Raw genomic sequence first — 23,700 nt, forward strand, 5'->3', positions numbered from 1 at the left:
CGCTCAGGTCATTTTGATGCCCCCAACCCGGCCAGATAAGCCCACGGGTAGATCCCCCGTTGGTGCCCGTCGCTGAAGATCAACTGCACGCCATATCCCTGGGAATGGACTTCCACCACCCGCACGCCGTCCGCCACCAGCGGCGGCGTGCCTCTCAGCCGAAAGGCCCGGCACTGTGAGCACGGGCATTCGCGTCGCAGGCGAGCGTGGTCGATCCATTGCACGCCCTCGCGCCACTCCAGCCTCAAGCGCCCTTCGTCATCCCGGCCAATGCGTTCAGGCGCGCTGTTCATTGCAGTTGGGCCAGGGCAATGCGTACGGCCTTGCGCACTTCCGGGTCGCCGTCGTCGGCAGCGTCCCGCAACGGGCCAAGGGCTTGCCGGTCGCCCAACTCGCCCAGCGCCAGGGCGGCTTCTTTGCGCAGATTGCTGATGCTGTGCCCCAACGTCAGGATCAGTGGCTGCAACGCGGGTGTGTACCGCAGGCGCCCCAGGCTGCGGGTGGCGCGCAGGCGCACTTGCCAATATTCATCGGCCAGCGCGTGGATCAAGGCTTCGCCAGCGCTGGCGCTACCGACTTTGCCCAGGGTGGTCGCCGCCTCTTCTCGCACCTGCCAGGTGGCGTCCTGCAGCGCCTGATACAGCGCCGGCAGTACCCGATCATCACTGGCAAGGCCAAGGGCACCGGTGGCAGCTCGGCGGACTTCAGTGTCCGGGTCGCTGCTGGCCAATGTCGCCAACGCCTCCAGGGCTGGCAGGTGTTTGAGCCAGCCGAGCACGCCCACTGCTTCGCGGCGTACGCCGGCATCGGCATCGTTCAGCGCCAGCAACGCCGAAGGCGCCGCGGCCTCCAGGCGCAACTCGCGCAGGGCGCGGAATATCGCGGTGCGTACGCTGACATCGGCGTGGGTGGTCCAGGGCAATAACAACCGGCCCGCCTGCGTTGTCTTGAGCACGCTCAAACTCTGGGCGGCGGCGTCACGTACCGACGCTTCAGGGTCGGTCAGTGCCTGGCACAGCGCCTCGACCACCTCATCTTCTTCCCAGGCTTCAAGCAGGCTGGCGGCCTGGGCGCGCACGTCGGTGGCCGGGTCGTTGCTCAGGCTGTCCACCAGCCACACCAGGCCGTCGGGGTCTTCGAGGTCGGCCAGGTCAATCAGGGCGATCCGGCGCATGCCGGCATCCGGCGCTTGCAGCCGTGGGCGCAGGGCTTCGATGTCGGGGTTTTCGGTTTCATAGGTCATATGGCAAATCGCGGTCTTGGGTGATCGTTGGGCAGCCCGAGCGGGTTCAGCCGGGGCAACTGGCGACCATCTTCGTGGTGCAGCAGCTCCAGGCAATGGCGCTTGAGGTGGGTAAATTCCGGCGAGGTCATCAGCTCGGTGCTGCGGGGTCTCGGGAAAGTCAGCTGGAAGTCTTCGATGATGCGTCCGGGACGCGGGCTCATGACCAGAATGCGATCGGCCAGGAACAACGCTTCGTCGATGTCATGGGTGACAAACACCACGGTGGTGCGGATACGTGTCCAGATGTCGAGCAGCAAGGCCTGCATTTTCATGCGGGTCAGGGCGTCCAGCGCGCCGAAGGGTTCATCCATCAACAGCAGGCCGGGACGGTTGATCAGCACCCGGGCAATTTCCACCCGCTGCTGCATGCCGCCCGACAGCTGGTTTGGCCAACGCTCGGCAAAGCCTTCGAGGCCCACCAGCTCAAGGATTTCATCGGCGGCGGCGAGGCGCTCGGCCTTGCCCACGCCGCGCATCTTCAGGCCGAAGGCGACGTTTTCGCGCACCGAGCGCCAGGGGAACAGCGTGTGTTGCTGAAACACCATGCCGCGCTGCTGTGACGGCCCCACCACGGGCTGGCCGTCCATTTCCAGGGTGCCCAGGCTCGGGGTGAGGTGCCCGGCCAGCGCGCCGAGCAAGGTCGACTTGCCACACCCGGACGGGCCGAGGATGCACACGAACTGCCCCGGTTCTATCCTGCAATCCAGGGCCTTTACCGCCTCGAACGCCTGCTGCTTTTCGCCCAGGACAATGGACAAGCCGCGTATGTCGACACAGCCTTCAAGATGACTCATCAGGCTTTACCTCGTGGTCGATGCCAGGGAGTGAACAATGCGCCAAGGCGCTTGACCAACAGGCTGCTGCCCATGCCCAGCACGCCGATCAACAGCATGCCGACGACAATGTCGGCATAGTTCTGAATGGTGTAGGACTCCCAGGTGTAATAGCCGATACCGTACTGGCCGGAGATCATTTCCGCCGTCACCAGGCAGAACCAGGAAGTGCCCATGCCAATTGCCAGGCCCGTGATGATGCTCGGCGCGGCGCCCGGCACAATCACCTCCAGCAGGATTGCCCGGCGCCCTGCCCCCAGGCTGCGCGCCGAGGCGATCAGGCGCGGGTCGACGCCTTCCACGCCATGCACGGTATTGAGCAGCACCGGAAACAACGCGCCGGTGAAGGTGATGAAGATCATCGACAACTCCGACGACGGAAACATCAGGATCGCCAACGGGATCCAGGCCACCGCCGGGATCGGCCGGATCACCTCCAGCGGCGGCAGCAGCAGGTCTTCCGCCCACTTCCAGCGGCCTATCGCGATGCCCAGACCGATCCCCACCACTGCCGCCGCAAGGTAACCTTCAAACACCCGGGTCAGGCTCGCACTCAGGTGCCGGGCGAGCTTGCCCGAGTCCACCAGGCCCAGGGCGGCCTGCACCACGGAACCCGGCGTGGGCACATTGGCAAAGGTCACCAGGCCAAGGTTCCAATGCAGGCTGGCCGCCAACTGCCAGAACAGCAGGCACAACAGCAGCGAAGCGGCCTTGGGCAGCCAGCGCCATGGGGTGCTTGTCATGAACGCGCTCCCTCAGCGACCGGCAACGGCCTGCGCGCCGGCGTCGGTAAAGTTGAACACCTTGCCGCCCTGGGCCTGGGCGAACTGCTGCGCCTGGCCCTTGAGCAGGAACGCACTGAGCTGGCCTTGCTTGTTGGTTGCAAACCAGGCCTGGCTCGCCAGCAACTTGATGCCGCTGTCCTCGGCCTGGGCATACACCGCCCGCACGGCCTTGCCTTGTTTGTTGAGGCTGTCCAGCGCGGTGAATGCCGCCTCGGCCGATGCGTAATCCCGCACCTTGGGCTCACCCTTGACCCAGATTTGCGCGACATGCTTCCAGTCAGTGATCGGCGCACCGGTCAGCGCATCGTTGGCCTTCAGCGGCGACTGGGCGTAGTTGCCCAATTGCGCCTGGTAGTCCAGGCCCGACGCCTTGAACGCGGCGCGGATGTACTGGTCATCGATAAAGGTCGTGAGGTCCAGGCCACGATCGGCCTTTTTCAGCAACTTGAGGGTGTCGATGGCGGTGCCGACGGCCTGGCGGTACTCGGGCTTCCAGCTCAAGTCGCGGGTTTGCACGCCCAGCGGGCCATGGAACAGGTAGTTGACCTCGGCTTCAACGCCGGTGACTTTTTCGATCAGCTCGCTGTACTTCTCCGGCTCTGCGGCCAGCAGCTGATTGGCCTCGATACTCGCACGCAGGTAGGCGACGACGACTTCCGGGTACTGTTTGGCGTAGTTCTCGTCCACCAGCGCGCCGTGGAATGTCGGGGTGTCGGATTGCGAACCGTCGTAGATCTTGCGGGCGAAACCACGGTTGGGGAACAACTCGCCAAACGGCACAAAGTCGGCGTGGGCGTCGATCTTGTTGGCCTGCAACGCCGAGCCCGCCACTTCAGGGGCCTGGGCAATGATGTTGACGTCCTTGAGCGGGTCCCAACCCTGGGCCGCTACGGCGCGCAGCAACATGCCATGGGCCGTCGAGGCGAACGGCACGGAAATCGTCTTGCCCTTGAGGTCCGCCAACGACTGGGCGCTGGAAGCGACCGGCACCACGATGCCGTTGCCGCTGCCCTTGATATTGCCCGACAGCACGCTGATAAACAGGCTGTGCTTGCCTGCGGCCTCAAACGCCACGCCGTTGAAGGCGCCGGGGAAGTCGGCCATTGCGCCAAAGTCCAGTTTGCCGGCGACCATTTCATTGGTCAGCGGCGCGCCACTGGTGAAGTTTTTCCACTGGACGTCGTAGGTGGCGTCCTTGTACTTGCCGTCGTGTGGCAGGTACTTGTCCAACAGCCCCAGCTCGCGGATCAGCAAGCCGCCGGCCGCGCAGTTGATGGTGGTGTCCTGGGTGCCGATGGCCACCCGGATCGTTTGTGCCTGAGCCGACAGGCTCAAGGAAGCCAGCACCAGGCCGGCCAACGTTGCGCGCAATAACATTGGGTTTTCCCCTCGAATCATGGTTAAAAGAGTCGTCTCCGCCACGGTCTGGCGTGGTGGGAAACGAGGGGGTGTTGCTCGGGCGGCGTCCGGGGTTGGCGGATGGCTTTTGCGGCAGATCTCAGCGCAGCAGGTACGGGATCTCGACCTTGACTGCGCCGGTGGGGCAATCTTTTTCGCAGGGCATGCAGTACCAGCACTCATCGAACGCCATGTACGCTTTCTGCGTTGCCGGGTTGATCGCCAACAGGTCCATCGGGCACACGTCGACGCAGACCGTGCAGCCTTTTTCGGCGATGCACTTGTCTTCGTCCACCGTCACCGGGGCGTTGGAGCGGAAGAATATTTCCTGGGGCTGATAGGCCATTTCACGGTGTCCTGTGGTGAGCGAGCTTGGGGAGGCACATTCAGGCGGCGTCAGCCCCTACGCGCAGGCGGTCGTAAGCCTGCATCTCTTCGGCATCCAGTGGGATCACATAGGGCTCGACGGGTTTCTTGAAGCTGACCATCTGCCCGTCGTCGCCCTTTTTCAGGTGGCAATGGCAGAACCAGTCGGCGTCGTTGCGCTGTGGGTGATCGACCCGGTGGTGGTACAGGCCCCACCGGCTTTCGGCACGGTACAGCGAGGCGCGGGCGGCCATTTCGGCGCAATCGCGGATCACGCTGGTTTCCATGGCGCGCATCAATTCATGGGGGTTATGGGCCTTCATCTGGTCCAGGTCGCGTTCGATGTCGGCGAAGCGTTGCAAGCCGATTTCCATCTTGCGGGTGACCTTGGGCGGTTGCAGGTAATCGTTGACGAAACGCCGCAGCTTGTACTCGACCTGGGCCGGCGGCAGGCCGGTTTCGCGGTCCAGCGGGGCGTACACCCGGGCCTGTTCGGCGGCCACTTGCCCCGCATCCACGGCGCTGAACTCGCGCCCGGCCACAAAGCTGGCGGCGTTGGTGCCGGCGAACCAGCCATAGGTGAACGCACCCAGCATGTAGTTATGCGGCACCGCGGCCATGTCGCCCGCCGAATACAGGCCCTTGACCGAGGTCTCGGCGCGCTCGTTGACCCACACACCCGACGCCGAATGCCCGCTGCAAAAGCCGATCTCGGAGATGTGCATTTCGACCATCTGGCTGCGGTAATCAGTGCCCCGGTTGGCGTGGAACTGGCCACGGCTGGGGCGCTCGTTGCTGTGCAGGATCTGTTCGATGTTCTGGATGGTTTCCTCGGCCAGGTGGTCGAGCTTGAGGAACACCGGCCCGTTGCCGCTTTCCAGCTCCTGGTGGAACTCCCACATCATCTGCCCGCTCCAGTAGTCACACTCGATGAAGCGCTCGCCCTTGTTGTTGGCGGTGTAGCCGCCCAAGGGCCCGGTGACATAGGCGCAGGCCGGGCCGTTGTAATCCTTGATCAGCGGGTTGATCTGGAAGCACTCCAGGTTCGCCAGCTCGGCACCGGCGTGGTAGGCCATGGCGTAGCCGTCGCCGGCGTTGGTCGGGTTTTCATAGGTGCCCATCAGGTAACCCGACGACGGCAAGCCCAGGCGGCCGGCCGCGCCGCAGCACAGGATCACGGCCTTGGCCTTGATCACCTGGAAGTCCGCAGTGCGGCAGTCAAACCCCATCACGCCATTCACTGCGCCGTCGCTGTCGGTCAGCAAACGGGTGCACACCAGACGGTTGGTGATCGTGACCCGGGCCCGCTTGAGCTGGCGATACAGCACCTTCTTGATGTCGTGCCCTTCCGGCATCGGCAATACGTAGGCGCCCATGTGGTGGACTTTCTTCACCGCATAATCGCCGGTTTCGTCCTTCTCAAACTTCACGCCCCAGCGGTCCAGTTGCTCGATGGTTTCAAAACTGTGGGTCGCGTAGGCATACACCGCCGCCTGGTTGACGATGCCGTCGTTGGCAATCGTGATTTCCTTGGTGTACTGCTCCGGCGTGGAGTGGCCGGGGATAATCGCGTTGTTCAGCCCGTCCATGCCCATGCTGATGGCGCCGCTGCGCTTGACGTTGGCCTTGTCGATCAACAACACGCGCAGGTCACGGTTGGCCTCCTTGGCCTTGATCGCCGCCATGGGGCCGGCAGTACCGCCGCCGATCACCACGATGTCGTATTCCAGTTCCAGGGTTTTGCGGCTCACGGGCGGCTACCTCGCTGACGGTCGATACGCAGTCGATACTGGAAGGCATCACCGCGGTAATACAGGTGTTCAAAGTCCACCGGCTGGCCGTCGGCGGTGTGGGTCAGGCGTTCGATGCGCATGATCGGCGAACCGGCCTCGACGTTCAGCGCCTGGGTCAGCTCGCTGTCGGCGAGTACCGCGTCAATCGCCACGTCGGCGTGGCCCAGTTGTAAGCCGCAGTCGTTCTCCAGGATGAGGAAGATGTCGCGGGTCACCAGGTCGGCGTTTTCCAGGCGTTCGCCCAGGGCCTGGCTGAGGTAGGTGATTTCCAGCGACACCGGTTCGCGGTTGATCAGCCGTACGCGCTTGATCTGCGTGACCGTGGTGCCCTCCTCCACACCCAGGCGCTCGGCAACCAGCTTGTCGGCGGGCACAAAGCGGTAGCTGCGCAGGCGGTTGATCACTTCATAGCCGCGCTCGGTCATGGACTCGCCCAACCCCTGCAGGGTGCTGACGTTCTGATAAGCCTTGGGTTTGGAGACAAAGGTGCCTTTGCCGTGGATCTTGTAGATCAGGCCTTCCTTTTGCAGATCACCCAGCGCCTGGCGCACGGTGATGCGGCTGACCTTGAAGCGCGCACCCAGTTCGCTTTCGGAAGGCATCTGGGTGTTCGGTGCGTATTCACCATCGAGAATGCGGCTGCGCAGCAGATCCCGCAGCTGGGCATGCAGCGGAACGCTGGACAGAGGGGATAAGGCGACGGTTGATTCGTTCATCAGGACCACTTGTCATAACGAGTTATGACGTGATCATAAGGAGTCTTATGAAAGACGTGGAAATACCGTTTTGGAATAAGGTTATGGACAGGCTGATCCGCTGCACCTACCCGGTATGTGCAGCGGATCAGCCTGTTTTATAGGGCCGCGTCAGACCTGATGATTATAAAAATCAGAAGTTGTAGCTGACTCGGGTATACAGGATCCGACCAAACGGGTCGGCGTATTTCGGGTCGTACCCGCTCTGGAAGGCGTAGGTCTGGTTGCTGAAAGGCGGCGCCCGGTCAAACAGGTTTTTCGCGCCCAGGGTGACGGCCAGGGACTTGCTCCAGTTGTAGGTGCCCGCCAGGTCCCAGACGTTGTAGGAGCCCACCGCGTCGTGGGTTTCGGGGTCCGAGTCGTGATAACCACTGGTGTAGCGGTTGGTCAGGCTAACGCCCAGTGGTCCCCGCGCCCAGGTACCGGTCAGGCTGTGGCGCCAACGCGCAACGGCGCCCGCGGTGGAGAACTCGCCGCCACGGAAATCACCGAGTTTGTCGATGTAGTCGCCCTTGAGCTCCTGCTGGTATTTGTATTCGTTGACGTAGGTGCCTTGCAGGCCGATGCCGAAGTCACCGATGGCGGTGCTCGGGAAGCGGTAGTCAAAACTCACGTCGACGCCGTTGGTTTTGGTTTTACCCAGGTTGGCCAGGCCGGTAACGATGTGATCGATGGAGCCGTCAGCCTTGCGAATCAAGCGGTCGCCATAGGCGTCAGGGTCGTCGAAGACCGACGACTCGGGGAACTCGGCGATCTGGTTGGCGATGGTGATCCACCAGAAATCCAGGCCGGCGCTCAAGCGTTCAATGGGTTGGAATACGAAACCAAAGGTCACGTTACGGGCGGTCTCCGGGCTCAGGCTGCCGTTGCCGCCGGTCTGCCGGCGGAACTGCTGGGCGCAGTCGCGGTTGCCGATCCCGCCATTGGCCGGGGTGCCGCCCGGGCACAAGCGCGGGTCGTTGTAGTTGGCCACGGTGTAGCTGGTGTAGGTCGGGTTGTACAACTCATACAGCGACGGTGCGCGGAACCCTTCGCTGTAGGCGCCACGAACCACCAACTCCTTGAACGGCTGGAAACGGAACGAGTATTTCGGGTTGGTGGTGCTGCCAAAGTCGCTGTATTTGTCATGCCGCACGGCGGCGGAAAGTTCCAGGCTTTCGAGCACCGGTACGTTGACCTCGGCGTACTCGGCCGAGACGCTGCGATTGCCGCGCACCGCGCCATTAGGGTCTACGCCGAGGCTCTGCACGGTCTCGGCAAACTGGGCGAAATCCTGGTGAAAATCTTCCTTGCGGTATTCACCTCCCAGCGCCAGGCCCGTGGGGCCTGCACCAAACCAGTCGCCGATTTCACGGCTCACGCGCCCGTCGATACTCTTCACCCGGCCAACGGCGGTGGCGTAGTCGCCATCGACGCGGCTGGACGCCAGCAACGCCCTGCCCGCTTCACTCTGCGGGCCGAACGGGTTGATCACGCCGCTGGCGATACCCTGGCTGATGGTCTGGTCGTTCACATAACCGTCGAGAATGGTTTGCACCACTTTGTTCTGGTTGTAGGACGCGCCGACGTTGTAGTCCCAACTCGCCACGTTGCCTTCGAAACTCAGCAGCAGGCGCTGGCTGGTGTTGTCATCTTCGTGTTTGCGCGCGCCGGCATCGGATTCGCGCCAGTTCACGTCCACCGGCTGTGTCGGGTCCAGGGCGAACCCCGTAGGGCCCGGGGTGATGCCGTTGCCAGGATAGAAAGGCGTACCCGGATTGACCTGGGCGCCCATCAGGGTGCCGGGGCCAATCTGCGTCCGGTTTTCGTTGCGCGCCCAGAAGTACTCGAGGCTGACGGTATGGTCATCGGCCAGCTTGCCGGTGGCCTTGGCAAAGGCCGAGGTTTTTCGGTTTCAGGGACCAGGTCCAGGTAACTCCACAGGCTTTGGCGGCAGATGCCATTGCGTGACAACAGCCCCGGCGAGTTGCAGCCGGAGCCGGCCAGCGGGTTGGTCGCGTTGCTGCCCTGGCTCCAGTTAGCCGGCGCGGCGGTGCCGGAGGTGAAATCCAGGCCACGACCAGGCTGGTAGTTGTAGGTGAAGTCCCGGTCCTTGGCCGCCAGGCGCGTCTGCTTGTCGTAGCTGACCACGCCGAACACGTTGAAGCGGTCCTCTTCAAGGTCGCCGAAACCGTAGCTGCCGCTGAGGTTATGGCTGTCGCCGCCGCCGGAGCGCGTCGGCGAGTCGTAATTGGTCGACAGCTGGCCGCCGGTCAAGCTGGTCTTGGTGATGAAGTTGATCACCCCGCCAATCGCGTCGGTGCCGTACAGCGCCGAGGCGCCATCGCGCAGGACTTCCACGCGGTCGATGGCAGCGAACGGGATGGTGTTCAAATCCACCCCGGAGCCGTTGGTGGTGTTGACCGCGTTATTGCTCAGGCGTCGGCCGTTGAGCAACACCAGGGTTTTGTTCGCGCCAATCCCGCGCAAATCGGCAAAGGCCGCACCGCCGCTGCTGGAACCCACCGAGCGCCCGGAGCCAACGGAGGACTGGTTGGCGGAGATACGGTTGATCAACTCTTCGGTGGTGCTCACACCCTGTTCGCGCAGTTGCTCGACCCGCAGAATGGTCACCGGCACGGCTGTTTCAGCGTCCACCCGGCGAATCGCCGAACCGGTCACGGTGACTTTTTCGAGGCGGTAGTCGGTGCTTTTTCCTGCTGCCGGGGCGGCCTGGATCGGCGCCACGGGCGCCGCCTGTACCGTCAGGCCCTGCTCGCTGTCACTCACTTGCAGGCCGCTGCCCTGCAACGCTTTGTCCACCGCTTGCAGGCTGCCCAAGTTTCCCCGAATGGCGGCGCTGCGTTTGCCCTGGACCAATTGTTGACTGAACGAAATCATCACCCCGGTCTGCCGGGAGATATCCAGCAGCACCGTATCGAGCGGACCGCCGGCGATATCAAGGCTGAACACCTGGGCGGCCGCCTCCTGGGCCATCACCGATGTTGTGCAGACACCCATCGCCAACGCCGCCGCCAGCGTCAGTCGTGGTAATTGTTGTTTGAATAAGAACATCGAGGATCTCCCTGTTGAATGTGTCTACAGGGGATGAGCAGCAGCCTGCGGATTTTTATAGGGCGGCGTTTAGGCAAAGAAGCTATGAGTTTATAACCGGTTTAACGCGACCCGATGCTCACCCAGTAAGCGCTGTGGTAAGTCACCCGAATCGGCAATGAGTTCTGCAGCAATTGCAGGGTCCGATCCGTATCGTCCAGGGAATAGATGCCGCTCAGGCGCAACCGGGCGACGTCCGGGCTCAAGCGCAGAATCCCGCGACGATAGCTGCGCAGGCTATCGATCACTTCGCTCAAGGCGCGGTCGTGGACTTCCAGGCGTCCCTGGGTCCAGCCCGCTTCATCGCCCTTGAGCGGGCCAGTGCCGAAGGTGTGCTGCTCATCGAAACGCAGGCTCTGCCCGGCCTCCACAATTTGGCGCGCGCCGTCCCGGGTGACCACTTCCACCCGCGAATGCAGCATCGCCAGGCGGGTGGACGCTTCGTCATGCTGCACCAGGAACCGGGTGCCCAGGGCACGAATCTGGCCATGCCGGGTTTGCACCACGAAAGGCCGTGTCGGGTCCTTGGCTACATCCACCAGCAATTCGCCGTCCCGCAGCTCCAGCACGCGCTGGTGGGCGTCGAAGCGCGCCATTACCCGAGTCTGTGCGTTCAGCGTCAGCAAGCTGCCATCCTCCAGCGTGAGGTGCTTGCGCTCACCGGTGCCGGTATACAGCTCCCCGGTATCGCCCAGCCAGCCCTGGCGACGCCCGAGAAACAGCGCGGCCAGCGCGCCGACACCCAGGCTGCCGGCGACAAACCGCCGGCGGCTGGACGCTGCTTTCAGGCTGTGCAACAGGCGCTCACTGGGTACCCCGTGCAACGCCTGACTGCGCAACAGCCGTATGCCACCGCTCATTTGATCAATCACCTGGCGGTGACGAATGTCCTCCGCGCACCACGCCTCGAATGCCTGCCGTTCCTGAACGCTGGCGTGCTCCGATTGCAGGAGCGCCATCCAGCGCGCAGCCTCCTCCACCACTGCATCTTCCGGGCGTAAAAGGCTCATGGTTGCGCCATCGCCAGGTAGCAGCGCTTGAAGGCATCGGCCATGTATTGCTGCACACGGCTGGTGGAGACCTGCAAGCGCTCGCCGATCTGGCTGTAGGTCAGGCCGTCCAGTTGGTGGTAGAGAAATGCGGCCTTGGCCTTGGCAGACAGCCCGTCAAGCAGGCGATCCACGGCCAGTAACGCCTCGATGACCAACACCCGCTCTTCGGGTGACGGATGCACCGGCACCGGCGCATGCGCCAGGCTTTCAAAGTAGGCGCGCTCCAGATCCTGCCGGCGCCAGCCCTCGTACACCAGGCGCCGGGCGATGGTCGTCAGCAGTGCGCGGGGTTCGCGAATGGCGGCCGGGTCCGGTAGCGACAGCACCCGCAGGAACGTTTCCGAGGCAATGTCCTGCGCGCTGTGATGACACCCCAACGTTCGCCTGACCGAACCGCACAACCACTGGTAATCCTTTTGGAACATCTGCCCAATCAATGGGTAACCGAGGGGTTGACTGACACCCATGCCTTGCTCCCTTACGAGGCATTTCACCTGCCTCGAAAATCATCCGCCAACACCACCCTGTAAGTGGCTTGGAATAAAGGGAGCGACTGTGCAGCAGAGGTGCGGAGCTTTGGAAGTAATTAAAAATCCGCTTTAACTTTCAAATGAATATAAGGGCCGCAGTCATCGATTTGGCTGATGTCTTCTATTGCCCCGCAGGCGTTCATCCCCGCAGCAAGCGCTTTGTAGAATGAACCCCACAGTCAACTCACCACCTTCGTGGTGCCGGAGGTTCCCATGCGTTATCTGCTTATCGCCGTGCTGGGCCTGTTCAGCACACTTGCCGTCGCCCAGGGCGAAACCACGGCGCCCACTGTGAGTGCCAGCGCACCCGCCAACGAGACTTACGACTACTCCCAGGACCTGGATATCGCCAAGGTGGTGCGCGTCAGTACCGAGTCTTCCACCGAGTGCGGTCCGGTCAAGGGCCACATGGTCTATATCGATAGCCATGGCGTACGTCACGAACTGGACTACATGCGCCTGGGCGATGCCTGCCAGCATGGTTGATCGCAAACCATTCGTCGGGCCTGACCGGCATCGATTACAACTATTGGGCTGCTGAAAATCACTAATCCATAGAACCCGTTGTGATCTATGGAGATTGAGATGACTGACTACCCACGCCCACCTTTCGCCAGCCAGGCCCAATCCGTTCCCGGTTCACAGAAGAAGATGGACCCCTACCCCGACTGCGGCGAGAAGAGCTACACCGGTTCCGGCCGCCTGGTCAACAAGATCGCCCTGATCACCGGCGCCGACAGCGGTATTGGCCGCGCCGTGGCGATTGCCTTTGCCCGCGAAGGGGCCGATGTGGCCATCGCGTACCTGGATGAACACGAGGACGCCAAGGAGACCGCTCGCTGGGTGGAGGAAGCCGGCCGCCAGTGCCTGCTGCTGCCCGGGGACCTCGCGCAAAAGGCCACCTGCCAGGCGATTGTCGACCAGACCGTCGAGCAGTTCGGCCGGATCGATGTGCTGGTCAATAACGCAGCCTTCCAGATGACCCACGAGACCCTGGAAGACATCCCCGACGAGGAATGGGTCAAGACCTTCGATATCAACGTCACCGCGATGTTTCGCCTCTGCAAAGCGGCGCTGCCGCATATGAAGGCCGGCGGGTCGATCATCAATACCAGTTCGGTGAATTCCGACATGCCCAAGCCGACGTTGCTGGCGTATGCCGCCACCAAGGGCGCGATTGCCAACTTTACCGGTGGCCTGGCTCAATTGCTGGGCAGCAAGGGCATCCGGGTGAACAGCGTAGCGCCTGGGCCGATCTGGACGCCGCTGATTGTCTCGACCATGCCGGATGAGGACGTGAACAGCTTTGGCAGCGAGACGCCACTGGGCCGCCCCGGCCAGCCGGTGGAAGTGGCACCGATCTACGTGCTGCTGGCGTCGGATGAGGCGAGTTACATCTCCGGCTCGCGGTATGCCGTGACAGGTGGCAAGCCGATTCTCTAGGGTCGGATGCAAATCCAGGGTGGGAGCGGGCTTGCTCGCTCCCACATGTGTGACTCGGTTAACCTGGAGATCGAGTCGGATCAGCCTTGCGCGGATAGGTTCTTTCCTCCTGAATCCGCCCATCCATGCTGTGAATTCTCAGCGACGCCGTCTTGTCGCTGAGAAACTCCCTTGCCAACTCGACGATCGCCTCCTTGGTCTCCGCTGTTTTCGACGGCCGTGCCGAGCCCTGCTTGGTCAACGCCCAACCGGTGCCGGTCTTGTTGATGTTGTAGGTATCCATGGTCTGCTCCCTTGACTGAATGAACACGGCACGCGGCAAAACCCGCGCCCTAGTTATTGCGAGCGCAGGCGCCGGGCAGAGTTCAAGGCAGTTGGCCGCCCAGGTTACAGGCGGCCCTACAGGTCAAACCGATCCACCGCCCGGCGCCGCTCATTGTCGTCGCGCACGTCGTAGGTGGCGGTGGTCTGGATATTGGTGTGATGCGCCAGCTTCTGGGCGATGGACAGGTCGTACTCTTCAATTACCCGGGTGATAAACGAACGCCGGAAATCATGGGGCATGATCTTGACCCCAACCTGCTCCCCGCGCTGGCGGGCGATGTAGTAAATCGCGTGCTTGGTGATGCGTTCCCGGGTGATATGGCTGCCCCGGCGGATGCGGTTGAACAGGAACGTGTCGTCCTGCTCGCCCTCTTTCAACTGGCTGCGACGAAACTCCAGCCACGCCTCCAGCTTGGCAAAGGCCCAGGCCGGCGCGTACTTGATCAGTTGTTTGTTGCCCTTGCCGGTGACCTGCAGGCTGCGCTCGGCAAAGCTGACCTGGTTCAGCTCGATGTTCACCGACTCCGACTTACGCATGCCCGAGCCATACAGGATCCCGATCACCGCCGCGTCCCGCAGCCCCTGGGGCCGTGGGTCGGCGGCACAGACTTCCATCAACTCACGAATCAACGTACGCCGCAGGTTGCGCCCCTGGCTCAGCCGGGTGCCGGCCATGGCCTTGACCGAGCGCATCTTCAGCAGGTGATCCTGGCTGATCAGGCTTATGCGCCAGGCTTCATTCATCACCCCGCGCACTGCGTTGACGTACAGCGAAGAGGTATTCGGCGCGTAACCGTCTTCACGCAGTACGGCCACCAGCGCCATGACCTGCTCGGGCTGCAACAGGTGCCAGTCGATGTCTTCGAGGTTGATGTCTTCAAAGCCCAGGCGGTCGGCGGCGTCTTGCAGCACGTAGCGCATGGTCAGCTGGCTGGAGGGCGCCAGGCGGGTGAGGTAGAGGGTCAGCGGGTTGCGGGTAGACTCAGTCAAGGTAGATCAGCCTTTGGATTAAATAGATCGACTAACCATCTGATTAATCGACCTATTTATTGAATTGGCGAGCGCGAAGTCTAGCGCAGGTCAATCCTTGGGGCTATTCCTGATCGTCCTCTGCCGGGGCCGGCGTCTGCTGCTGGCTCCAGTCGGTGTCCTGCTTCTGCATCAACGCAAACCAGTGCTGGCGCATGAAGTCCAGGTAGGGTTTGGGCGCCTTGGCGAAGTCCTGCTCGTCGCCATAACAGCCCGGCAACGGCAGCTCGGTGCCCTGCTCCTTGTACTGGCTGACCAGTGCCTGTTGCGCAGCAACGCTGCAATCCTTGGGCAACGGCATGCCTTGCAGGGCGCCGGCGTCTTCATCCCACCAACTGGCCCCATAGCGGTCGATGCCCCGCAGGCGGTACTTCTGCGACTTGCCGATGTGCATGATCAGCTTGAAGTCATTGGGGCTGACATCACTGGTGCAGGTGCGGCTATAGCCCACCGTGACCTGGCTAATACCATCGCCCAGCAGGTCGGTGACCTGGGTGGCGTCGGTGTTGAAGTGCGCGCCAGCGTCAAATTCACAGTGCTGCACGTCGTCGTAGAGCATCCACACCCGCTTGGGCCGGTCGCCGTCAAGCAGGTACTGGGCGGCGTAGACAAAGGCCGACTGGGCGCCGTCGTCGTCGCGCTCGCTGACCTGTTCCGCCAGCACCAATAGGTTTTTGCCCTGTTTATCGCTCCAGGTGTAGGCCCCGACCTGTTTACCCCGCACTTCCACGCCATCGGGCACCGGGTCGATGGCCGTCAGTGCCACACCGTTATCGGCCCGCACCACCGTGGCCCACGCCACCGACATCAACAACACCATCAACATTGGCCGTAAACGCTGCACGCTATTCATCCGACTGCCCTGGCAAGAGATGGCTTACTTTACCGGCACTTGCGCGGCAATGCAGAGAAGATTCTTCAGGAGCGAAATAACACTCAGAAAAAGTCCAATCCTTGTCTACGCGCGGCCAGGACGGCATTGTCCGTGTTCCTGCTGTTTAGCTGAACACTAGCTGTCTACCTGCCAAAAAAACGACTTTTTCATCTGCGTTTCATATTCGTTGAACATTTTTGCGCTTAATCTTGGCGGCACGACTTGAGAGCGAACCGTACTTTGCAGGTTAACTCGTTGATTCCGCTTTACCTTTGAGCATTTTGGTCTTTACTCACGTAAGCCAAGGAAGACCCACTGTGACCTGTCAGGACTACCGAATGAATGCCATGAATCCACGTTATTTTTAATCAGGCGCCTGGTGTTCCAGGCTTGTGATTACTGCTGTGTTTACGCTCCAAGTTGCTCTAACCCCCGAGGTAATGAATCTTTGAAACCCTATCCAATTCATTGCGTGTCGATCGTTATCCCGGTCTACAACGAACAAGAAAGCCTGCCTGAATTGCTGCGCCGCACCATGGCCGCCTGCAAGCAGCTGGCTTACGAATACGAAATCATCCTGGTGGATGACGGCAGCCGCGACAACTCTGCGCAATTGCTGGAAGACGCCGCCGCGCTCGAAGGCAGCAACGTGGTCGCGGTGATCCTCAACCGCAACTACGGCCAGCACGCCGCGATCATGGCCGGCTTCGAGCATTGCCGGGGCGACGTGGTGATCACCCTCGACGCCGACCTGCAGAACCCGCCGGAAGAAATCCCGCGCCTGGTCGAACAGGCCGCCCTGGGCTACGACGTGGTTGCCACCGTGCGCAACAATCGCCAGGACTCGGCCTTCCGCCGCTGGCCTTCGCGCCTGATCAACCTCGCCGTGCAACGCTCCACCGGCGTGGCCATGAGCGACTACGGCTGCATGCTGCGCGCTTATCGCCGCACCATCGTCGACGCCATGCTGGCCTGCCGCGAGCGCAGCACCTTTATCCCGATCCTGGCCAACAGCTTTGCGCGCCACACCACGGAAATCCTGGTGCATCACGCCGAGCGTGAACACGGCGAGTCCAAGTACAGCCCGATGCGCCTGATCAGCCTGATGTTCGACCTGCTGACCTGCATGACCACCACGCCACTGCGCCTGTTGAGCATCGTCGGTTTCAGCCTGGCGGCGCTGGGCATGCTGTTTGCGGTCGCACTGATTGTGTTGCGCCTGGCCTTCGGCTCTGGCTGGGCCGGCGACGGCATGTTCGTGCTGTTCGCCGTGCTGTTCGTGTTCACCGGTGGCCAGTTCATCGGCATGGGCCTCTTGGGTGAATACCTGGGCCGCATGTACAGCGATGTGCGGGCCCGCCCACGGTTCTTTATTGAAAAAGTGCTGCGCAACCAACCGGCAGCACCGGCCGAGACCTTTACGGTCGATGGCCTGACGTCTTCCCACACCTCTACTTCTCCTTCCGATCAGGTTTCGTCATGAATTCAAAAGCTGTTGTCTTCGCTTACCACGATATTGGCTGTGCAGGCATCGAAGCCCTGCTCAATGCGGGTTACGAAATTGCTGCCGTGTTCACCCATGCCGATGACCCCAAGGAAAACAATTTCTACGGTTCCGTCGCCCAACTGTGCGCCCGCAATGGCATCCCGGTGCACGCCCCGGAAGACGCCAACCACCCGCTGTGGATCGAGCGCATCGCCAAGCTCAACCCGGACTACATCTTCTCGTTCTACTACCGCAACCTGCTGAGCGAAGCCCTGCTGGCCACCGCCAAAAAAGGCGCGTTCAACCTGCACGGCTCCCTGCTGCCTAAGTACCGTGGCCGTGCACCGGCCAACTGGGTGCTGGTCAACGGCGAAACCGAAACCGGCGTGACCCTGCACCGCATGGTCAAGCGTGCCGATGCCGGCGCGATCCTGGCCCAGCAGAAAGTCGTGATCGACCGCACCGACACCGGCCTGACCCTGCACGCCAAACTGCGTGAGGCGGCCACCAACCTGCTGCGCGACGCCCTGCCGCAACTGGCTCAAGGGAAGCTGGCTGAAACCGCACAAGACGAAAGCCAGGCCACCTACTTCGGTCGCCGCACCGCAGCAGACGGCAAGCTGGACTGGAAAAAACCGGCTGAAGAGCTGTTCAACCTGGTGCGTGCCGTGACCCAGCCTTACCCGGGCGCCTTCTGCGCCGTGGGCGAGCACAAGCTGATCGTCTGGAGCGCTGACGTCGTCAAGGGCAACGAAGGCCTGGCCCCAGGCCGCGTGATCAGCGTCAACCCGCTGCGCATCGCCTGCGGTGAAGATTCCCTGGTGGTCAAGTTCGGCCAGCGCAACGAAAACGGCCTGTACCTGGCCGGCCCGTCCCTGGCGGATGAGCTGGGCTTGGTGGACGGTTCCGTGCTGCGCGGCGCCGAGTCCGGTCGCAAGCCACGCCGTACCCGCGTATTGATCCTGGGTGTGAACGGCTTTATCGGTAACCACCTGTCCGAGCGCCTGCTGCGCGACGACCGTTACGAAATCTACGGCCTGGACATCGGTTCCGACGCCATCGAGCGCCTGCGCAGCCACCCTAACTTCCACTACGTGGAAGGCGACATCAGCATTCACTCCGAGTGGATCGAGTACCACATCAAGAAGTGCGACGTGGTCCTGCCGCTGGTGGCCATCGCCACCCCGATCGAATACACCCGCAACCCGCTGCGCGTATTTGAACTGGACTTCGAAGAGAACCTGAAACTGGTTCGCTACTGCGTGAAGTACAACAAGCGCGTGATCTTCCCGTCGACCTCCGAAGTGTATGGCATGTGCCAGGACCAGTACTTCGACGAAGACACCTCCAACCTGGTGGTGGGCCCGGTCAACAAGCAGCGCTGGATCTACTCGGTCTCCAAGCAACTGCTGGACCGCGTGATCTGGGCTTACGGCGACAAAGGCCTGAAGTTCACGCTGTTCCGTCCGTTCAACTGGATGGGCCCGCGCCTCGACCGCCTGGACTCGGCCCGTATCGGCAGCTCCCGCGCCATCACCCAGCTGATCCTGAACCTGGTGGAAGGCACGCCAATCCGTCTGTTCGACGGTGGCGAGCAGAAACGTTGCTTCACTGACATCGCCGACGGCATCGAAGCCCTGGCCCGCATCATTGATAACGACAACGACAACTGCAACGGCCAGATCATCAACATCGGCAACCCGGAAAACGAAGCCAGCATCCGTCAGCTGGGCGAAGAACTGCTGCGTCAGTTCGAAGCTCACCCGCTGCGCAGCAACTTCCCTCCGTTCGCCGGTTTCCGCGACGTGGAATCCAAGGCGTTCTACGGCACCGGTTACTCAGGACGTGGCTCACCGCAAGCCAAGCATCGAAAACGCCAAGCGCCTGCTGAACTGGGAGCCTACCGTGGAGATGAGCGAAACCATCGGCAACACCCTGGATTTCTTCCTGCGTGAAGCCATGCTCGAAATCGCGGACAAGCGTTGATGCAAGCGGGTCTACGCATCGACGTCGACACTTACCGAGGCACCCGTGAAGGGGTGCCAAGGTTGTTGGAGTCGCTTGATGAAGCCGGGGTCAAGGCAACCTTCTTCTTCAGCGTCGGGCCGGACAACATGGGGCGCCACTTGTGGCGCCTGATCCGCCCGCAGTTCCTGTGGAAGATGCTGCGCTCCAATGCTGCCGGTTTGTACGGCTGGGACATTTTGCTGGCCGGCACCGCCTGGCCGGGCAAACCCATCGGTCGCGACCTGGGGCATTTGATGCGCCAGGCCAAGGCTGCCGGGCATGAAGTCGGCCTGCACGCCTGGGATCACCATGGCTGGCAGGCCAACACCGGAAGCTGGAGCGACAAACAGCTGGTCGAGCAGATCCGCCGTGGCGTCGACACCTTGAGCGACATCCTCGGTGAGCGCATCGACTGTTCCGCCGCCGCCGGCTGGCGTGCCGATGAGCGCGTGGTGCAAGCCAAGCAACCGTTCAACTTCCGTTACAACAGCGATTGCCGTGGTACCAGCCTGTTCCGACCGACCCTGGCGGATGGCAGTGCCGGCACGCCACAAATTCCGGTGGACATGCCGACCTTCGACGAAGTCGTGGGCCCGGTAGTGGCTGCCAAGGATTTCAATGCGTTCATCCTCGACCGCTTCAAGCCGTCGAAGCTCAACGTTTATACGATCCACGCAGAAGTAGAAGGGATTCTGATGGCCAATGATTTTCGCCAGTTGCTCGCCCAGGCAGGGCAGCGCGGCATCGCGTTCAAACCGTTGGGCGACCTGTTGCCCGCCGACGTGACCACCCTGCCCCAGCAACAGTTGGTGCGCGGCGTGCTGAGCGGCCGTGAAGGCTGGCTCGGAGTGCAAAAGGCATGATCCGGCGCTGGGCCCTGCCCATGCTCCTGTTGGCTTTCGGGGTGTTCTACCTGATCCCGCTGGCCACCCACGGGCTGTGGATTCCCGACGAAACCCGCTATGCGCAGATCAGCCAGGAAATGCTGCTGACCGGCAAGTGGGCGTCGCCGCACTTCATGGGAATTCGCTACTTCGAAAAACCGGCTGCCGGGTACTGGATGATCGCGCTGGGCCAGGCGATCTTCGGCCAGAACCTGTTCGGCGTGCGTTTTGCCTCGGCCTTGAGCACCGGCCTGAGCATCCTGCTGGTGTACTTCGTGGCCCGGCGTTTGTGGAACGACCCGCGCAAGAGCCTGGTCAGCGCCGTGCTTTACATGAGTTTCGTCAGCGTCGCGTTTTTGGCGGGCTATGCCAACCTCGACCCGCAGTTCACCTTCTGGGTCAACCTGACCGGGGCTGCGCTGTGGTTCTGCTTCGACAGCACCACCCCCCGTGGCCGCCTGGGGTCCTGGGCCTTGCTCGGGTTCGCCTGCGGCATGGGCTTCATGACCAAGGGGTTCCTCGCCTGGTTGCTGCCGGTGTTGATCGCCATGCCCTACATGGTCTGGCAAAAACGCTTTCGTGAGCTGCTCACCTATGGCCTGGTGGCCGTGGTCGTCGCGATTGTCGTCAGCCTGCCGTGGGCGCTGATGGTGCATGCCCAGGAACCGGATTACTGGAATTTCTTCTTCTGGCACGAGCACATCCAGCGCTTTGCCGGCGAAGACGCCCAGCACTCCGAACCCTTCTGGTACTACCTGCCGTTGCTGGTAGCGTTCACCCTGCCGTGGATGGCGTTGCTGCCGTCCACCGTCAAACAGGCGTGGCTGGAAAAGCGCAGTGCCCACATCGCCTACCTGCTGCTGTGGCTGCTGATGCCGTTGGCGTTCTTCAGCCTGGCCAAGGGCAAGCTGCCGTCGTACATCATGCCGTGCCTGCTGCCGCTGGCATTGTTGATGGGCCATACCCTGGCCGACAAGTTGGCCCAGGCCCGTGGCCGCGTACTGCGCATCAACGGCTGGCTGAACCTGATCCTCGGCGTATTGGGGCTGCTGGCCCTGACCTGGTTCCAGTTGAAGAAACCGGTGTATGAGCACGGCCAGGAAACCTTGAGCCTGGTGCTGGTGTTCATCTTCCTGTTCGGCTGGATCATCGCCAATTTGCTGCAAGCCGCCCGCCCGCTGCACCTGTGGGCCGCACCGGTGATCGGCAGTTGGCTGCTGGTGGCACTGGTGCCGGCCGCGTTGCCGCACTCGGTGGTTTATAACAAGACCCCGGACCAGTTCATCATCGATCACCTCCAGGAATTGCAGCCCACCACCGCGTTGCTGAGCAACGACCTGGGTGCGGCCTCGGCCTTGTCGTGGCGCCTGCAGCGTCCCGAAGTGATGCTTTACAACACCGTTGGCGAAGTGAAATACGGCATCGCCTTCCCGGACACCGCTTACCGCAAGATCGATGCCGCCCATGTCCAGCAATGGATGACCGACGCGCGCAAACAGGGTTCGGTGGGCGTGGTCATGCGGGTCAAGGGTGACGACGAGCGCCAGGAAGTGGAGCTGCTGCCCAAAGACGGCAAGCGCTACGAGCAAGGCAATATCGTGATTCTGATTTTCCCGCAGAGTGCCCCATGACCACACTGCTGCTGTTGTTGGGCGCGTGCCTGCTGACCTGCATGGGCCAGGTGTCCCAGAAGTTTGCCGTGGAAGGCTGGCGTGACCAGCCCGACGGTTGGGCCTTGAAGCTGCGCTCGCCGTGGCTGTGGTCGGCGCTGATATGCCTGGGCCTGGGTTTGCTGGTGTGGCTGCTGGTGCTGCAACGCCTGGAAGTCGGCATCGCCTACCCGATGCTCAGCCTCAACTTTGTACTGGTGACCCTGGTGGCGCGCTTTGTGTTCCACGAACACATCGACGGCCGCCATTGGTTCGGCGTGCTGCTGGTGATTGCCGGTGTGGTGTTGCTGGGGCGTCAGGTATGAGTCGCGCTCGCGGTTTTGCCCTGGCCCTGGGCAGCGTTGCACTGGTGAGCGGTGCCCAGTTGGGCATGCGCTGGAGCATGACGCGCCTGCCGCTGCCCGCCGAATGGCTGACAGCGCTCAACACCGGTGCCATCGACCTCGGCGCACTGGGCGTGGTGATCCTGGCGATCATCGCCTATGCCCTGTCGATGCTCTGCTGGCTGGGCGCGCTGAAAGACCTGCCGCTGGGGCGCGCCTATTCGCTGCTCAGCATCAGCTACGCGCTGGTGTACCTGCTGGCCGCCAGCCTGCCGGTGTTCAACGAACATTTTTCCGTTTCAAAAACTGCGGGAGTGGCCTTGGTCATCCTCGGAGTCCTGACTATCAACTCTCGTCGTGCTAGCACCACAAGTCCCAGGAATGCCCCATGAAAATCAGTGTATTTGGTAGTGGTTACGTCGGTCTGGTGCAGGCCACCGTATTGGCCGAAGTCGGTCACGATGTCATCTGCATGGACGTTGACGAGAACAAGGTCAAGCAACTGCAACAGGGCCACGTGAGCATTTTCGAGCCGGGCCTGGCGGCCATGGTCAAGGAAAACCTCGAAGGCGGGCGCCTGACGTTTACCTATGACGAAAAACTCGCGGTCGAGCACGGCGAAGTCCTGTTTATCGCCGTGGGCACGCCTTCGGATGAAGACGGCTCGGCCGACCTGAAATACGTGTTGTCGGTAGGCGATGCGGTGGCCCGTCACCGGGTACAACCGGTGATCCTGGTGGAAAAGTCCACCGTGCCCGTCGGCACTGGCGACACCTTGCGTGCCCACATGGAAAAAGCCCTGCACCTGGCCGGCCGCCATCTGGAGTTCGATATCGTCTCCAACCCGGAATTCCTCAAGGAAGGCTCGGCCGTTGCCGACTGCCGCCGCCCGGACCGCATCGTCATTGGCTGCGAGCGTGAAGAAGTGCGCGAGGTGATGCGTGAACTGTATGCACCGTTCAACCGCAACCACGACCGCATCATCTTCATGGACCTGCGCAGCGCCGAACTGACCAAGTACGCCGCCAACTGCATGCTGGCCACCAAGATCAGCTTCATCAACCAGATCGCCGAACTGGCCGAACACCTGGGCGCCGACATCGAAGCCGTGCGTTTGGGCATTGGTGCCGACTCGCGCATTGGTTATCACTTTATCTACCCGGGCTGCGGTTATGGCGGCTCGTGCTTCCCCAAGGACATGCGTGCCCTGATCCACAGCGCCAAGGCCGCCAACTGCTCCAGCGACCTGCTGGAAGCCGTGGAAGCGATCAACCAGCGCCAGAAGAGCAAGCTGTTCGAACGCGCCAACGCGTTCTTCAAGGGCGACCTCAAGGGCAAGACCTTCGCGTTGTGGGGCCTGGCGTTCAAACCGAACACCGACGACATGCGCGACGCACCAAGCCGTGTGCTGATGGAAGCCCTGTGGGCCGCCGGCGCCAATGTGCGCGCGTTTGACCCGGAAGCCATGCAGGAAACCCAGCGCATCTATGGCGATGACCCGCGCCTGATGCTGATGGGCACCCCGGAATCGACCCTGAGCGGTTCCGACGCCTTGATCATTTGCACTGAATGGCAGCAGTTCAAGGCGCCAGACTTCGACCTGATCCAGCAGCGCCTGAAAACCCCGGTGATCTTCGACGGCCGTAACCTGTACGACGGCGAACGCCTGGCACGCAAAGGCATCCAGTACTTCCCGATGGGCCGCGGCGACTCCTGCAATTTGCCGATCCCCCAGCAAAACTGGGTACCTCAGGCCGAGGAAGCCTAAGA

The 23,700-nt window shown here is 62.1% G+C and carries 21 protein-coding genes and 2 pseudogenes; 9 read left to right on the forward strand and 14 right to left on the reverse strand.

What is annotated here, in order from left to right:
- Positions 1-8 precede the first annotated feature (8 nt).
- The 11 genes and pseudogenes from JFV30_RS12885 to JFV30_RS12935 all read right to left on the reverse strand — a co-directional run bounded on the left by JFV30_RS12885 (position 9) and on the right by JFV30_RS12935 (position 11,827).
- Entirely contained in the window at positions 9-293 is a 285-nt protein-coding gene (locus tag JFV30_RS12885) for a DUF971 domain-containing protein (RefSeq protein ID WP_201124134.1), read from the reverse strand.
- Complete coding sequence (locus JFV30_RS12890) at positions 290-1,243, reverse strand: HEAT repeat domain-containing protein (RefSeq protein ID WP_201124136.1); 954 nt, start codon at positions 1,241-1,243, stop codon at positions 290-292. The genes JFV30_RS12885 and JFV30_RS12890 overlap by 4 nt, the downstream gene beginning before the upstream one ends.
- Positions 1,240-2,079 carry an ABC transporter ATP-binding protein gene (locus JFV30_RS12895; protein WP_201124137.1) on the reverse strand — a complete coding sequence of 280 codons (840 nt, stop codon included), beginning with the start codon at positions 2,077-2,079 and terminating at the stop codon, positions 1,240-1,242. The genes JFV30_RS12890 and JFV30_RS12895 overlap by 4 nt, the downstream gene beginning before the upstream one ends.
- Complete coding sequence (locus JFV30_RS12900) at positions 2,079-2,861, reverse strand: ABC transporter permease (protein ID WP_010171047.1); 783 nt, start codon at positions 2,859-2,861, stop codon at positions 2,079-2,081. Before JFV30_RS12900 ends, JFV30_RS12895 begins: the two co-directional genes overlap by 1 nt.
- 12 nt (positions 2,862-2,873) lie before the next feature.
- Complete coding sequence (locus JFV30_RS12905; RefSeq protein ID WP_201124139.1) at positions 2,874-4,280, reverse strand: ABC transporter substrate-binding protein; 1,407 nt, start codon at positions 4,278-4,280, stop codon at positions 2,874-2,876.
- A 121-nt stretch (positions 4,281-4,401) separates the two neighbouring features.
- Entirely contained in the window at positions 4,402-4,647 is a 246-nt protein-coding gene (locus tag JFV30_RS12910) for a 4Fe-4S dicluster domain-containing protein (RefSeq protein WP_003217650.1), read from the reverse strand.
- A 40-nt stretch (positions 4,648-4,687) separates the two neighbouring features.
- Positions 4,688-6,418 carry a fumarate reductase/succinate dehydrogenase flavoprotein subunit gene (locus tag JFV30_RS12915; protein WP_169388507.1) on the reverse strand — a complete coding sequence of 577 codons (1,731 nt, stop codon included), beginning with the start codon at positions 6,416-6,418 and terminating at the stop codon, positions 4,688-4,690.
- Positions 6,415-7,176, reverse strand: coding sequence for a GntR family transcriptional regulator (locus JFV30_RS12920; RefSeq protein WP_076013439.1), 762 nt, complete (start codon positions 7,174-7,176; stop codon positions 6,415-6,417). The genes JFV30_RS12915 and JFV30_RS12920 overlap by 4 nt, the downstream gene beginning before the upstream one ends.
- Before the next feature lie 172 nt (positions 7,177-7,348).
- Positions 7,349-10,269, reverse strand: a pseudogene (locus JFV30_RS12925) (TonB-dependent receptor).
- A gap of 101 nt (positions 10,270-10,370) precedes the next feature.
- Positions 10,371-11,318 (reverse strand): FecR domain-containing protein, encoded by a 948-nt coding sequence (locus tag JFV30_RS12930; RefSeq protein ID WP_201124141.1) that lies wholly within the window; start codon positions 11,316-11,318, stop codon positions 10,371-10,373.
- Positions 11,315-11,827, reverse strand: a complete 513-nt coding sequence (locus tag JFV30_RS12935) for a sigma-70 family RNA polymerase sigma factor (RefSeq protein WP_201124143.1) — start codon at positions 11,825-11,827, stop codon at positions 11,315-11,317. The genes JFV30_RS12930 and JFV30_RS12935 overlap by 4 nt, the downstream gene beginning before the upstream one ends.
- A 276-nt stretch (positions 11,828-12,103) precedes the next feature.
- On the opposite strand from JFV30_RS12935, the gene JFV30_RS12940 reads away from it, so the two are divergent.
- Positions 12,104-12,376 carry a DUF2790 domain-containing protein gene (locus JFV30_RS12940; RefSeq protein ID WP_169388511.1) on the forward strand — a complete coding sequence of 91 codons (273 nt, stop codon included), beginning with the start codon at positions 12,104-12,106 and terminating at the stop codon, positions 12,374-12,376.
- Positions 12,377-12,475: 99 nt separating this feature from the next.
- Positions 12,476-13,333, forward strand: coding sequence for an SDR family oxidoreductase (locus JFV30_RS12945; protein ID WP_201124145.1), 858 nt, complete (start codon positions 12,476-12,478; stop codon positions 13,331-13,333).
- 58 nt (positions 13,334-13,391) lie between these two features.
- Here JFV30_RS12945 and JFV30_RS12950 read toward each other — a convergent pair whose 3' ends face one another.
- From JFV30_RS12950 to JFV30_RS12960, 3 genes are all read right to left on the reverse strand, one after another.
- Positions 13,392-13,616 carry a DUF2188 domain-containing protein gene (locus JFV30_RS12950; RefSeq protein ID WP_201124147.1) on the reverse strand — a complete coding sequence of 75 codons (225 nt, stop codon included), beginning with the start codon at positions 13,614-13,616 and terminating at the stop codon, positions 13,392-13,394.
- A gap of 116 nt (positions 13,617-13,732) precedes the next feature.
- On the reverse strand, positions 13,733-14,647 hold the full coding sequence (locus JFV30_RS12955) for a site-specific integrase (RefSeq protein ID WP_201124148.1): 915 nt from the start codon (positions 14,645-14,647) through the stop codon (positions 13,733-13,735).
- Between the two features lie 103 nt (positions 14,648-14,750).
- Positions 14,751-15,539 (reverse strand): M949_RS01915 family surface polysaccharide biosynthesis protein, encoded by a 789-nt coding sequence (locus JFV30_RS12960; RefSeq protein ID WP_201124150.1) that lies wholly within the window; start codon positions 15,537-15,539, stop codon positions 14,751-14,753.
- 469 nt (positions 15,540-16,008) lie between these two features.
- Between JFV30_RS12960 and arnC the strand changes: the two genes are divergently transcribed.
- From arnC to JFV30_RS12995, 7 genes and pseudogenes are all read left to right on the forward strand, one after another.
- Complete coding sequence (gene arnC / locus JFV30_RS12965) at positions 16,009-17,043, forward strand: undecaprenyl-phosphate 4-deoxy-4-formamido-L-arabinose transferase (protein ID WP_032881941.1); 1,035 nt, start codon at positions 16,009-16,011, stop codon at positions 17,041-17,043.
- Positions 17,040-19,032: pseudogene (gene arnA / locus JFV30_RS12970) on the forward strand (bifunctional UDP-4-amino-4-deoxy-L-arabinose formyltransferase/UDP-glucuronic acid oxidase ArnA). The gene arnC and the pseudogene arnA overlap by 4 nt, the downstream one beginning before the upstream one ends.
- The gene (arnD, locus tag JFV30_RS12975; RefSeq protein ID WP_201124152.1) at positions 19,032-19,916 is read left to right on the forward strand and encodes a 4-deoxy-4-formamido-L-arabinose-phosphoundecaprenol deformylase; all 885 of its coding nucleotides are present in this window, start codon (positions 19,032-19,034) and stop codon (positions 19,914-19,916) included. The pseudogene arnA and the gene arnD overlap by 1 nt, the downstream one beginning before the upstream one ends.
- Positions 19,913-21,568, forward strand: a complete 1,656-nt coding sequence (gene arnT, locus JFV30_RS12980) for a lipid IV(A) 4-amino-4-deoxy-L-arabinosyltransferase (protein WP_201124154.1) — start codon at positions 19,913-19,915, stop codon at positions 21,566-21,568. The genes arnD and arnT overlap by 4 nt, the downstream gene beginning before the upstream one ends.
- Complete coding sequence (gene arnE / locus JFV30_RS12985) at positions 21,565-21,912, forward strand: 4-amino-4-deoxy-L-arabinose-phosphoundecaprenol flippase subunit ArnE (protein WP_201124156.1); 348 nt, start codon at positions 21,565-21,567, stop codon at positions 21,910-21,912. The genes arnT and arnE overlap by 4 nt, the downstream gene beginning before the upstream one ends.
- Positions 21,909-22,322: a 4-amino-4-deoxy-L-arabinose-phosphoundecaprenol flippase subunit ArnF gene (gene arnF / locus JFV30_RS12990; protein WP_169388514.1), complete on the forward strand. Its 414-nt coding sequence runs from the start codon at positions 21,909-21,911 to the stop codon at positions 22,320-22,322. The genes arnE and arnF overlap by 4 nt, the downstream gene beginning before the upstream one ends.
- On the forward strand, positions 22,319-23,698 hold the full coding sequence (locus JFV30_RS12995) for a UDP-glucose dehydrogenase family protein (RefSeq protein WP_010171078.1): 1,380 nt from the start codon (positions 22,319-22,321) through the stop codon (positions 23,696-23,698). The genes arnF and JFV30_RS12995 overlap by 4 nt, the downstream gene beginning before the upstream one ends.
- Positions 23,699-23,700 lie beyond the last annotated feature (2 nt).

It is taken from the genome of Pseudomonas sp. TH32 (assembly GCF_016650855.1).
Taxonomy (GTDB): domain Bacteria; phylum Pseudomonadota; class Gammaproteobacteria; order Pseudomonadales; family Pseudomonadaceae; genus Aquipseudomonas.